The sequence below is a fragment of the Herbiconiux sp. SALV-R1 genome, from assembly GCF_013113715.1.
Classification (GTDB): Bacteria; Actinomycetota; Actinomycetes; order Actinomycetales; family Microbacteriaceae; genus Herbiconiux.
On record NZ_CP053344.1, the window covers coordinates 3,539,270 to 3,551,246 of the forward strand.

The window sequence follows — 11,977 nt, forward strand, 5'->3', positions numbered from 1 at the left end:
CCACGATAGTGGATTACAGTCCGGCCTGTTGAACTTTACGGCTACCTTGAGCTAGCATCGCTGAGCAGCCACTCCACGAAGAAGTCGGAACCGAGGAACCAGTGCAGATCCGCAACGTCACGGTGATCGTGACGCCGTTCTCGACCGGCACCTGGCTCGACGAGAGCCGCGTGTCGACGCCGCTCTCGCGGTACCCGGAGTTCGCCGAGCGCCGCAGCAGCTGGCGCGGCCCGGGGAGCGATCTGGTGTGGGTGCTGATCGAGACCGCCGACCCCGACGTCTTCGGGGTCGGGCAGAGCCGGGGCGGGGTGGTGACCGCCGCGTTGATCGAGGGGCACTTCCGCGGGATGCTCCTCGGGCGCGACCCACTCGACCTCGAGACGCGGGTCGACCAGCTGCGCCTGGCTGCGCTCCCGTACGCCGCCGGTGGCGTCGCATCGATGGCGCTCTCCGCGTGTGAGCTGGCGCTGTGGGATGTGGCTGCGCGAGCATCCGCTGTGTCGCTGGCGCAGCTGCTCGGCGGGAGTGACAGCGCCTTGCCCTACTACCTCACCTGCCCCGAGCCGCGATTGCTCGACGAGGTCGACGCCGAGCTGATCGCGGCGAGCGCGACCGTGAAGGTGCCGATGGCGTACGGGCCGGCTGACGGGGCTGCCGGTCTGCGAGCCAACCTGGCCCGACTCGACGAGACCCGCACTCGCGTGACGGAAAGCGTCCCGCTGTCGGTCGACTGCTTCATGTCGTGGAACGTCGACTACGCGACCGCTTTCCTCCGTGACGCGAGCGATCACGGGCTCGGGTGGATCGAGGAACCGCTGCTGCCCGACGACCTCGCGGGGTACGCGGAGCTTCGGCGGAGCCAGCCCGTGGCGGTGGCAGGTGGGGAGCACCTGTTCGGGCTGGCCGAGGCGGGGCGGTTCCTGCAGGCGGAGTGCGCCGACGTCATGCAGGTCGACGTCACGTGGTGCGGCGGCATCGGCACGGCACGGGCCGTGGCAGAGCTGGCCGGCGCGCGCGGCGTGACCTTCGCGCCGCACGGTGCCGCGATGCATCCGTGGGCGGTGGCGCTGCTGTCGGCGCTCGAGGGTGACATTCTCACCGAGGTGCTGATCGGCCTCGGCGGGGCACCCGAGCCACCCCGCGCGTCGTCGGGCCCCGGGGTCGGAATCGAGCCGGGGTCGGTGGGGCTGCGGTGATCGTCGACGCGCACTGCCACCTGTGGCGACGGTGGCCGTATCCGGCGGCTGCGGCGACGCCACCCGCCGCCGGGACGACACCGGAGGCGCTGCTCGATGAGCTCGCGGCGAACGGGGTGAGCCGGGCGGTCGTGGTCGCGGCCGCGATCGGTGGGGAGGATGCGCGCACCGCCAACCCCCTCAACAACGATGACGTCGCTCGGGCGGGGCGCGAGCATCCTGAGGCGTTGCGGATGTTCGCCGACGTCGATTCGCGGTGGTCGTCGAGCTACCACCGGCCGGGAGCGGCGGCCCGACTCGCTGAGGAGATCGGGCGCACGGGGGCGGGGGGCTTCACGCATTACCTCGGCGATGACGATGACGGGTGGTTCGACACCGCCGCGGCCGCCGAGTTCTTCGCCGCGGCGGAGAGCCTCGGGCTGGTCGCGAGCGTGCACGCACCGCCCGCCTGGCACGCGGCGATCGGCGGGATGGCGGAGCGGCATCCCGACCTCCCGATACTGCTGCACCACCAGGGGCTGGCGAGCACGGACGGCGAGGTGGAGGCGCTGATCGTGCTGGCCGCGCATCCGTCGATCGCGGTGAAGGTGTCGGGGTTCCGCTACGTCTCGAAGGCGGCCGCACCCTACGCCGACGTGAAGCCCCGGCTCGAGCGCCTGGCTCGAGCATTCGGTGCCGAGCGGCTGGCGTGGGGCTCGGACTGGCCCGTCTCGACCCGGCACCACTCGTATGCCGACGCACTCGCCTTCGCCGCCGACGCGCTCGCCTTCCTGGATGCGTCGGAGCTCGACTGGGTGTTCGGCGGCACGATCCTCGCCCTCTACCCTTGGGGCAGCTGATGCGACAGTTCGAGTTGTCGCGCGACGAGATCCGCGCCTCGGTGCGCGGCACCGAGTTCGTCGACGAGACCGAGCACGGGCTGGCCCCCATCCGTCTTCCGCACAGCATCCGGAACCGGGGCGGTGACGCGTCGATCGAGCGCATGGCGGCGCAGACGGCCGGAGTGCGGCTCGAGGTGTCGACCGCCGCGAGCGTGATCGAGGTGGAGGCGCTGCTCACGCGGAGCTTTCCGGCCGACGTCGGCGACGACACACGGCCCGCCGTGCTGGCCGCGGTGATCGACGGGGTCGAGGTCGGTCGGAAGTCGTTCGTGAACGGGCCGATTCTGCGCCAGCTGCGCACCGGAGGTCTGGAGCGGGTCGACGGGACGGTGTCGGTCGCCGCGCTCGATCTCGGCGGGCCGACTGCCGAGCCGCGGGTGGTGGAGGTCTGGTTGCCACAGGTGAGCGCCACGGAGATCCGCTCCGTGCGCGCCGACGCTCCACTGCACCCAGCCCCGTCGCGGGCGCGACCGCGCTGGACGCACTACGGCAGCTCGATCAGCCACTCCGCCGAGGCCGACGGCCCCACCCGCACCTGGACCGCGCTCGCCGCCCTCGCACTCGACTGGGACCTCACGAACCTCGGCTTCGGCGGCCAGGCGATGATCGATCCCTTCGTGGCCCGGGTCATCCGCGATCGGCCGAGCGAGCTGATCACGCTGAAGATCGGCACGAACCCCCTCAACGCCGACGCGTTGCGGATGCGCACCTTCAGCCCCGCGGTGCACGGGTTCCTCGACACCATCCGGGAGGGGCAGCCCGAGACGCCGCTGGTCGTCATCTCCCCCGTCTCCCTTCCGATGCACGAGACCACGCCCGGCCCCACCGTGGTCGGGCCCGACGGTCACCTCGCCGGAACCCCCGCCGGCGACCGCCCCGGCGTGCTCACGCTGTCGTGGGTGCGGCCGGAGCTCGAGCGCATCGTCGACGAGCGCGCCGACCCTGCCCTGCACTACCTCGACGGTCGGCGCATGCTGGGCCCCGCCGACGCCCATCACCTGCACGACAGGCTCCACCCCGATGCCGCGGGGTACGCCCTCATGGGCCGGCGCTTCGTCGAGCTGGCGCGCAGCGCGCCTTGGGCGCCCCGAACCACGACCATCGGAGAGTGACCCCACCGTGTCCCGACGAGAACGCCTCGCCATCAACCCCCTCCCCTTCCTCCTCGACGGCAGCGGCCTCGATCTCTCGCCGGAGCGCCTTCACGCGAGCTTCGCCGACATCGCCCGGGCCGGTTACTCAGCGGTGCACGCCGACGTGCCCCCGCACCTCACGCCCCGCGAGTACGGTGAGCTGCTCGCCGCCCACGGGCTCCGCCCCGCCCCTGGCTACTTCGGCGGATTCTTCGACGACCCGGATGCTCGTGCCGACGCCATCGAGGGAGCACGCCGCCACGCTGCCGCCACCGCCGAGCTCGGTGTCGACACTCTGTTCATCGCCCAGCACATGTGCGATCCCCGCCGCGCGCATCCGGCGATCGGGGTAGAGGCGTCGGCCGAACGGGTCGCGATCATGGCCGACGGCCTGGAACTCGCCGCGCAGGTGGCGCGAGCCGAGGGGGTGACGGCAGCACTGCATCCGCATGTCGGCTCGTGGATCGAAGTCGAGGCCGAGGTGCGCGGCGTTCTCGACCGCACGCGGGGCGGGGCGCTCGCGTTCGGGCCCGACACCGGCCACCTCGCGTTCGCCGGCATCGACCCGGTGCAACTCGTCGGCGACTACCGTGACCGCGTCGCGGCCGTGCACCTCAAAGACCTCGACACCGCCGCTGCCGCACGCGTGCTCGCCCAGGGCACGAGCTACTTCGACGCCACCCGTACCGACCGCATCTGGGCCGAACCCGGCGCCGGGGGGCTCGACCTCACGGGGGTGCTCGACGCGCTGCCCGCCGACTTCGACGGCTGGTACGTGATCGAAGTCGACCTGCCCAAGCACGGCACCCCCTTCGACAGCGCCGTGCTCTCGCGCGAGAACGTGCTCGCCCTCCCCTACTTCGCGGAGGCCGCCCGATGACGACCGAACCGTTCGGCGTCGGCATCGTGGGCGCCGGGCCCGTGGTGCAGGCCATCCACCTGCCGACCCTCGCCCGGCTCGGCGAGCTGTTCGAGGTGCGGAACATCATGGACGTGGACCCGGAAGTCGCGGCCGCCGTCGCACGCCGCGCCGGCGCCCGCGCGTCGACCTCGATCGACGAGCTGCTCGCCGACGAGCGCATCGAGGTCGTCGCGATCTGCAGCCCGAGCGCTTTCCACGCACAGCAGGTCATCGCCGCGATGCGAGCGGGCAAGCGCGCGGTGCTCTGCGAGAAGCCGTTCGCCACCGACCGGCAGCAGGCGGAGCTGATCGCCGAGGCCAGCCGCGAGACCGGGGTGCCCGTCATCGTAGGCGCGATGCACACGGTCGACCCGGTCTGGCTCGCCGCGCTGGCGGAGTGGGATGCTCTCGGTCACGAAGCCCACACCATCCGTTCTCGTGTGGTGCTTCCGCCGAACGCCCGCTTCGAGACCTCGGCGACGGAGGTTCTGACGGCGCGGCCCGCCCTGGGGCTCCCCGACCTCGACGACCCGGCCGTGCGGGCGCAGATGGTGTTCGGCGGGGTGCTGGGCCTCGCCGTTCACGACCTCCCGCTCATCCGCCGGCTGCTCCCCGGAGTCGACGATCTCGAGGTGGTGTCGGCGAGCGCGCTCTCCCCGTGGGGCTACGAGATCGGGTTCACGGCGCACGGCCGGCTGGTGCACGCCATCGGCGCGCTCACCGAGCAGTGGCGGCCCACCTGGGAGCTCGAGGTGGTGGCCGACGAGGCCAGGCTTCTGCTCGAGTTCCCACCGTCGTACGTGCAGGCGGGCTCTGCGACCGCGACCATCGCCACGGATGCGCGCACCGTGCGCTTCGGTCCCTCTGCCCACAACGGCTACGAAGGCGAGTGGCGGGCGCTGCACGCCATCGCCGCGGCGGGGTCGGCGGCGGGGTCGGCGGGGTCGGGGTCGGCGGCTGCGCCTTCCGTCGACGCGCTCATCGACGATCTCGAGTTCGTCTTGACGGTCGCCGCGGCGGCCTCCGAGACCGCTTGGCGGGAGGAGACGCGATGACCGCGTGGTCGGTGCAGGTCGAGTCGGCAGACCCGGAGCGTACGGCTGTGGCGGTGGCGACTCTCGCGACGCTTCCCCTCTCGTTCCGACGCTTCTCCGCCGGGGCTTCCGACGCCCGCGCCGACGCCGTCGCCGCTCGTCCCGATGTCGTGGTGGTCGCGGGCTCCGAGGGGTGGGTCGAGCGGGCTCGGGAGGCGGCGAGCGCCGGGGCGCGCGGTGTGGTCGTCACCGATCCGCTGCCCGTGGCTGCGCGTGTGCCCCTCGTCGCCTTGGCCGACGACGTCTCGGGCTGCGCCATCGTGCTGGCCGAGAGCTGGGCCTCCTCGCCCGCGCTGCTGACGGCGGCGGAGCGCCTGTCCGCCCCGATCGCCCGCACCCGCGTGGTCGACGCCCGGAGCATCGAACCCCGTAGAGGCCGCGATCTCCGCGCAGTGCTCTTCGCCCAGCTCCGGGCGGTGCAGCGGCTCGGGGTGGAGGTGAGCTCGCTCGAGGTCGTCGCGGAGACGGCATCCTCCCTCCTCGGAGTGGGCCGATCGACGACGGGGGCCCGGATCGTGCTGAGCGCCGCGCGCAGCGACACCGCGGACTGCACGCTCGACCTCCTGCTCGTGGCTCCCGACGAGACCATCCGCATCGAGGTGCCCGATGGCACGACGGCGCGCCCCGGGCGGGCAGTCCACACCTCGGCGAGCGACGCCGTCGAGCTGCCCACGATCTGGCAGACCGCGCACCGCACCGCGTGGCAGAGACTCAACGACGCGCTCCTCGCCGGCGGGCGACCCGGCGACCTCGAGTCCTTCGCCAGAGCGAGCGCTCTCCTGCCTCCCCTCACCCCGCCGGGCGACTGAACAGATTCACGACGTTCCCGTCGGGGTCGCGCACGAGCGCCGAACGGTTGCCCCAGGGCATGGTCGTCGGCGCGAGCACGACCTCGTCGCCCTCGGGCTGCAGCGCCGCGAAGCACCCGTCGACGTCATCGACCTCGAACTCGATGAACACCGACCGGTTCGCCGCCGGCGCCATCGCGCCGCCGAGCATCGCGACGGTGGAGGTGTCGGCGATCGCCAACGCAGCCCCCGGTCCGCCGAACTGGGCGAACGGCGGCGCCGGCCGCTCGGCCTTCTGCCCGGTGACCCGCTCGTAGAACGCGACCATGCGGTCGAGATCGGCGTTGACGATGCGGATGGATGCGAATGACATGGGAGACCTCCGGATGCGATGGGACGGGGAAGCTCCACCATCGCCCTCGGGTGCGACGACGTCCTGTCGGCATTTCGGCGGAATCAGTCCCAGTCGACCGCCGAGCGCAGCCTCCCGTATTCGATGGCGAGGTCGGAGGCGCGGAGCGACCGTCTCGGCGGGCGTTCGTCCATGATCTCCAGCGCGAGCATCCGGTCGCTGCGGAAGGCGCGCACGCCGTCTCGCGTGCGGCACCAGGCGACGAGGTACCAGGCGCCGTCTCTGCCGATCGAGCCGAGGGGTTCGACGTCGCGCCAGGTCTCGGTGCCCGCGCCGTCTCGGTAGCGGAGCCTCACCACGCGGTCGGCGAGGAGGGCGCGGGAGAAGTCCGCCGGCGCTGCGACGGTCTGCTCCTCCTCTTCGAGGAAGTGGATGCGCGACCCCAGGGCGAGAGCACGCGCCGAATCGCTGTCGGGCATGGCGGCAAGGGCCTTCCGCGCGGCGCTGCGAGCCGCGTGTCGGAACGGGCTGTGCCTGAGCCCGCCGAGCGCGATCAGCACCGCGAGCGCCTCGTCGAGGGTGAATCGCATCGGGCCGAGGGTGGCCGAGACGTCGATGACGTAGCCGCCCGCCCGGCCCGGCTCCGCCCAGATCGGCAGGCCCGACTCCTGGAGCGCCAGCAGGTCGCGCTCGATCGTGCGGGTGGAGACCTCGAAGCGGGCGGCGAGGCGGCGTGCGCTCGAGGGGCGCGGTGACGTCGCCCGCAGTTCCTCGACGAGGCCGAAGAGCCGATCCGTGCGGTTCACCTCTCGATTATGCGCCGCCGGGCAGTCGTCGCCGACGCGGGCTCGCTACCGCTGCGCCTCGCCCGTGGCGGTGATCGGGTTGTGGTGGGCCACCGGCGCACCCCCGTCTCCGCCGGGCTCCTCGACCAGCTGCAGGCCTCCGGGCTTGTTGGCCTCGAGCATGAGCGCCTCCACCCAGGCCCCGTTGATGCTCGGATTGCGGTGCCCGTAGAACTTGAAGGTCACGTCGGCCAGCGGGTGCACCCACGTGGTGGTGCGCCCGTCGCCCGAGTCGGCGCTGTCGCGCCAGCTGAAGAACGTCGACTCACCCCGACGCAACTTGGCGCCGATGACCACCTGCAGGTGAGCCAGGACACGGTCGTCGAACTCGACCTCGATGTGCGATCCGCACAGGAATTTTCCCATCAGAGCCTCCTCACCCCTCCACACTCCCGCGCACTTCGGACGACGTCAACCGTGGGCGGATAATTGGGCGGCGGTTGGCCGTGTCGATCAGCACCACGCCCGTCTTCGAGCTATCGGCCGACACCGTCAGAGGTCGCTGACGACCAGGCGCGGCCGACTCCGGCGATGTGCTCGCCGATGAGCCTCTCGGCGGCATCGACCTCGCGATCGCGAAGCAGCTGCACGAGCTCGCCGTGCTCCGCGGCGCTCCGCAGCAGCAACGGTCTCTTCTCCTCCCGGCCGAGGCCGCTCAGTCGCGACCGCGAGCGCAGCACGCGGATGGTCTCCACGACCTCCGTGTTGCCCGCGAGCGCGAGAAGCGACAGGTGGAAGTGCTGGTCGGCCACGACGTGGCCGGTGAAGTCGAGGTCTTCGACCGCAGCCTTCGTCGCGTCGGCGAGGTCGAGCAGCGCCGCGTACTCCTGGTCGCTGAGGCCCCGCGCCGCGATCCGCGCGGTGATGGGCACCTCGATCAGCAGCCGGAGGTCGAGCAATTGGGCGAGCTGGGCGGCCGAGGGCTCGACGACGCGGAAGCCCTTGTTGCGCACGACCTCGACCAGTCCGTCCTTGGCGAGGTCGATCATGGCCTCGCGCACAGGGGTCGCCGAGACACCGAGCTCGGCGCCCAGGGCCGGGGCCGAGTAGACCACCCCGGGCTTCAGCTGCTCGGCGAGCACCGACGCTCTCAGGATCTCCGCGACCTGGTGACGACGGCTGGGCAGATCGGTCGGGCGATCCAGCGGCCAGCGCTCGTTGATGGTCACGGCTTGCCCTCTCTGTGCAATGTCACGTTATATTAGCAACACCTGTCACCGAGGAGGATGAATGCGAAGCAGCAGGATGATCAGCGCCGTCGACTCGCACACCGAGGGGATGCCGACCCGGGTCGTCATCGGCGGTGTCGCGCCCGTGCCAGGCACCACCATGTCGGATCGCCGCGACTGGGCCCAGACCCATCTCGACGATCTGCTCGGCTTCCTCATGCGCGAACCTCACGGTCATGCCTCGATGTCGGGCGCGATCCTCCAACCCCCCACGCGCGCTGACGCCGACTGGGGCGTGCTGTACATCGAGACCACCGGATTCCTGCCCATGTGCGGGCACGGCACGATCGGCGTGGCGACGGTGCTGATCGAGACGGGGATGGTCGAGGTGGTCGAACCCGTGACCGTCATCCGTCTCGACACGCCAGCCGGCCTCGTGACCGCCGAGGTCTCGGTCACCGATGGTCGCGCGACGTCGGTGACGCTCACGAACGTGCCGTCGTTCGTCTTGGCCCGCGATCAGGTCGTGCACGTCGACGGTCACGGCCTGCTGCGCTACGACATGGTCTACGGAGGCAACTTCTACCCCATCGTCGAGGCGGCCGACCTCGGGCTCGACGTCGACCTCCAGCACAAGCAGGAGCTCATCGACCTCGGTCTGCGTGTGATCAGCGCGATCAACGAGCAGAACCCGCCCGCGCATCCCGAGAACCCCTCGATCGCCACCATCCACCACGCCCAGTTCGTCGCGCCGGGACGCGACGGAGCGGATGCGCGCAACGTCGTTCTCAACGTGCCCGGTTATTTCGACCGGTCCCCCTGCGGCACCGGCACCTCGGCCAGGCTCGCCCTGCTGCACGCCCAGGGCCGCCTCGGAGTGGGCGAGGAGTTCGTGAACGAGTCGATCATCGGGAGCCGCTTCGTCGGCCGGGTGCTCGAGACGACGACGATCGCCGGCTTCGACGCCGTCGTGCCCTCGTTCTCGGGCCGGGCCTGGATCACCGGTTTCAGCCAGCATCTGCTCGACCCCACCGACCCGTTCCCGGCCGGTTTCACCGTCTGAGCGAGGAGTTCACTCCTGCGCAGCGGCCTCCTCGCGCCAGGCGTCGCCCGCCAGCCGCAGGTGCTCGTCGAGGAGCGTCGCGGCGGCGTCGGCATCCTTCGCCCGGATGAGCTCCACCAGTTCGCGGTGCTGCTCCGAGGTGTGGATGAGGACGTCGTGCTTGGCCGGTGAATCGAGCCCGCTGAGCCGCCAGCGGGCCCGCAGGGTGCGCACGATCTCGGTGATCTCGGCGTTGCCGCCGAGCCCCACCAGCTCGACGTGGAAGGTGAGATCGGCGAGCACGTGGGCGATGAAGTCACCCTTCTGCGCCGTGGTGAGCGTGTGGTCGGCGAGTTCGCCGAGTCTCGCGTAGTCGTCGTCGGAGAGACCGTCCTGCGCGACGCGGCGGGCCATCGGCACTTCGAGAAGCAGCCGGGCGTCGAGCATCTCGGTCAGCTCGCGCTGGGTGGGCGACGCCACCACGAAGCCCTTGTTGGGCGCCACCGTGATGAGCTTCTCGCGCGCGAGGGTGATCATCGCCTCGCGCACGGGGGTCGGCGAGACGCCGAACTGGGCCGAGAGTGCCGGAGCGGAATAGACGACACCGTCCTCCATCGCGCCCGAGAGCACCGCGGCGCGCAGCACGTCGAGGATCTGGTCACGCCGGTTGGGCACCGCCAGCCCACCCGGCGCGGTGCCGAGCATGCGTGCGGCGGCCGAGGAGACGTCATCGGGGAGCTTGTTGATCACGCTGACTCGATTCCTCCGAGGGCTGGGTGGACCCATCGATGGTATCGAGGACAGCAGATCTTTGTGCAATGTCACACTGTTTTCTTGACATCGCCGCAGCGACCTGATTCTATGCAATATCACATTGCAATGCCGCTAAGGAGTCCACGTGCCCGAATTCATCTTCATGCTCACGAACCGCGATCGAACCGTCGACGATGCTCGGACCGTGCTCGACCAGATCGCGGGCACCGGCCTTCGCCACGTGGGGTTCAAAGACGTCGGCGCGACGCCCGAGCTGCAGCGCGAGCTCACCGCGCAAGCGAAGGCAGCAGGGATGACGGTCTACCTCGAGGTCGTCTCCCTGACGGCCGACGACGAGCGCCGCTCGATCGACGCCGCCCTTGGCGCGGGGGTCGACTGGGTGCTCGGCGGGCAGTTCGCCGAGACGGCGAGCGCCCACCTCGCCGGCTCCGGCATCCGTTTCGCTCCGTTCCCCGGCAAGATCGTCGGGCACCCGAGCGAGTTGACCGGTTCGGTCGAGGAGATCGCCGACCACGCCGGCGCCCTGTCGGCGCTCGACGGGGTCGACGGCGTCGACCTGCTCGCCTACCGGCACACGAGCGCCGACGTGCCGGAACTCATCCGCCGCACGGTGCAGGCCGTGCCGGGGCGGGTCATCGTCGCCGGCTCCGTGACCACAGAGGCTCAGGTGGCCGCGATCGACGAGGCCGGCGCCTGGGGCTTCACCATCGGGGGAGCCATCTTCGACGGCGTCCTGCCGGGCGAGAAAGACGTCGTGTCACAGGTGCGGACGGCGTTGGCCTTCGCCGAGCGGGCCCGGCGCTGAGGCGCGCGCATCCGACATCCAGCATCAGACATTCAGAAGGAGAGAACATGGATCGCAACACCGTCGACTGGAAGGGCTACTGGCCCGCGGCTCCGACCGCATTCACCGAGGAGGGGTCGTTCGATGATCAGGTCATGCGGGAGATCATCGAGCTGTACGTCCAGGCCGGCGTGCACGGAGTGCTGATCAACGGCAGCGCCGGCGAGTGGTGGGCGCAGACCGACGAGGAGCGTACGAACACGGCCCGGGTCGCCGTCGAGGCTGCAGCGGGACGCATCCCCGTGATCGTCGGCTGCACCTCGTTCACCGCAGACCAGGTGCTGCGGCTGGCCGACGGCGCGGCCGAGGCAGGCGCCTCCGGCGTGCTCACGACTCCCCCGCCCTACGCCCACCCCACCCAGCAGGAGGTGCTGCAGTTCTACCGCGACGTCGACGCCCAGGTGCAGCTGCCGCTCGTCGCGTACAACTGGCCACGGGGTGCCGCGCTCGAGATCGAGCTCGACACGGCCCGGCACATCGCCGACCTCGAGCACGTCGTCGCGATCAAGAACAGCACGGCCGACTGGGTTCGCGTCGTCGACTTCATCGAGGCACTGGCCGGCCAGGTTCGCATCTTCTCGAGCCTCATCAACCGACGGGGTCTCGCCATCATGCGCGAGCTCGGCGGTGACGGCTACATCGACGGCGGCGGAATCGGCGCACCGTTCGCCGTACCGTTCTTCGAGAACCTCTGGGCCGGCGACCTCGACGCGGCTCGACCCTGGGCCGACAAGTGGTGGGCCCTCACCTCGTCGTTCATCGCGCCCGACTTCGGTGGTCGCTTCGGTTCGCCGAGCTCGCAGCTCAAGTCGGCGATGGCCATTCTGGGTCAGCCCGTAAGCCACGTGCGCCCGCCGCTCCAGCCCGTCACCGACCCGGTGCTGCGGCAGGCCATCGCCGACCGGCTGCGTGACGCCGGACTGATCGACTGACGACCGGACTGATCGAGCAAGGGAGA

The 11,977-nt window shown here is 70.9% G+C and carries 14 protein-coding genes; 9 read left to right on the forward strand and 5 right to left on the reverse strand.

The features are described from left to right. Positions 1-101: 101 nt before the first annotated feature. Genes HL652_RS16815 through HL652_RS16840 form a run of 6 tightly spaced genes read left to right on the forward strand, consistent with a single transcriptional unit; the run spans position 102 to position 6,014 of the window. A complete protein-coding gene (locus tag HL652_RS16815; RefSeq protein ID WP_171706372.1) occupies positions 102-1,196 on the forward strand; it encodes an enolase C-terminal domain-like protein in 1,095 nt (364 codons plus the stop codon). Next, entirely contained in the window at positions 1,193-2,035 is an 843-nt protein-coding gene (locus HL652_RS16820) for an amidohydrolase family protein (RefSeq protein WP_171706373.1), read from the forward strand. Before HL652_RS16815 ends, HL652_RS16820 begins: the two co-directional genes overlap by 4 nt. Further along, the gene (locus HL652_RS16825; protein WP_171706374.1) at positions 2,035-3,189 is read left to right on the forward strand and encodes a GDSL-type esterase/lipase family protein; all 1,155 of its coding nucleotides are present in this window, start codon (positions 2,035-2,037) and stop codon (positions 3,187-3,189) included. The genes HL652_RS16820 and HL652_RS16825 overlap by 1 nt, the downstream gene beginning before the upstream one ends. 7 nt (positions 3,190-3,196) lie before the next feature. Beyond that, positions 3,197-4,090: a sugar phosphate isomerase/epimerase family protein gene (locus HL652_RS16830; RefSeq protein WP_171706375.1), complete on the forward strand. Its 894-nt coding sequence runs from the start codon at positions 3,197-3,199 to the stop codon at positions 4,088-4,090. Beyond that, positions 4,087-5,166 carry a Gfo/Idh/MocA family protein gene (locus tag HL652_RS16835; RefSeq protein WP_171706376.1) on the forward strand — a complete coding sequence of 360 codons (1,080 nt, stop codon included), beginning with the start codon at positions 4,087-4,089 and terminating at the stop codon, positions 5,164-5,166. The genes HL652_RS16830 and HL652_RS16835 overlap by 4 nt, the downstream gene beginning before the upstream one ends. After that, the gene (locus HL652_RS16840) at positions 5,163-6,014 is read left to right on the forward strand and encodes a hypothetical protein (protein ID WP_171706377.1); all 852 of its coding nucleotides are present in this window, start codon (positions 5,163-5,165) and stop codon (positions 6,012-6,014) included. Before HL652_RS16835 ends, HL652_RS16840 begins: the two co-directional genes overlap by 4 nt. Here HL652_RS16840 and HL652_RS16845 read toward each other — a convergent pair. The 4 genes from HL652_RS16845 to HL652_RS16860 form a co-directional block, all read right to left on the reverse strand. After that, positions 5,995-6,366, reverse strand: coding sequence for a VOC family protein (locus tag HL652_RS16845; protein ID WP_171706378.1), 372 nt, complete (start codon positions 6,364-6,366; stop codon positions 5,995-5,997). The two genes, HL652_RS16840 and HL652_RS16845, sit on opposite strands and share 20 nt — an antisense overlap. Positions 6,367-6,449: 83 nt before the next feature. Next, the gene (locus tag HL652_RS16850) at positions 6,450-7,151 is read right to left on the reverse strand and encodes a helix-turn-helix transcriptional regulator (RefSeq protein ID WP_171706379.1); all 702 of its coding nucleotides are present in this window, start codon (positions 7,149-7,151) and stop codon (positions 6,450-6,452) included. 45 nt (positions 7,152-7,196) lie between these two features. Next, entirely contained in the window at positions 7,197-7,556 is a 360-nt protein-coding gene (locus HL652_RS16855; protein WP_253743406.1) for a DUF7882 family protein, read from the reverse strand. Between the two features lie 110 nt (positions 7,557-7,666). Then, a complete protein-coding gene (locus tag HL652_RS16860) occupies positions 7,667-8,359 on the reverse strand; it encodes a GntR family transcriptional regulator (RefSeq protein WP_171706380.1) in 693 nt (230 codons plus the stop codon). A 61-nt stretch (positions 8,360-8,420) separates the two neighbouring features. Here HL652_RS16860 and HL652_RS16865 point away from each other — a divergent pair, with 61 nt between their 5' ends. Beyond that, positions 8,421-9,422 (forward strand): proline racemase family protein, encoded by a 1,002-nt coding sequence (locus tag HL652_RS16865; protein ID WP_171706381.1) that lies wholly within the window; start codon positions 8,421-8,423, stop codon positions 9,420-9,422. 9 nt (positions 9,423-9,431) lie between these two features. On the opposite strand, the gene HL652_RS16870 is transcribed toward HL652_RS16865, so the two are convergent. Next, positions 9,432-10,151 (reverse strand): GntR family transcriptional regulator, encoded by a 720-nt coding sequence (locus tag HL652_RS16870; protein WP_171706382.1) that lies wholly within the window; start codon positions 10,149-10,151, stop codon positions 9,432-9,434. A 148-nt stretch (positions 10,152-10,299) separates the two neighbouring features. Between HL652_RS16870 and HL652_RS16875 the strand changes: the two genes are divergently transcribed. Together HL652_RS16875 and HL652_RS16880 are read left to right on the forward strand one after the other, a co-directional pair. Next, positions 10,300-10,980, forward strand: coding sequence for a beta/alpha barrel domain-containing protein (locus tag HL652_RS16875; RefSeq protein ID WP_216603926.1), 681 nt, complete (start codon positions 10,300-10,302; stop codon positions 10,978-10,980). Between the two features lie 47 nt (positions 10,981-11,027). After that, the gene (locus HL652_RS16880; protein ID WP_171706383.1) at positions 11,028-11,951 is read left to right on the forward strand and encodes a dihydrodipicolinate synthase family protein; all 924 of its coding nucleotides are present in this window, start codon (positions 11,028-11,030) and stop codon (positions 11,949-11,951) included. Positions 11,952-11,977 lie beyond the last annotated feature (26 nt).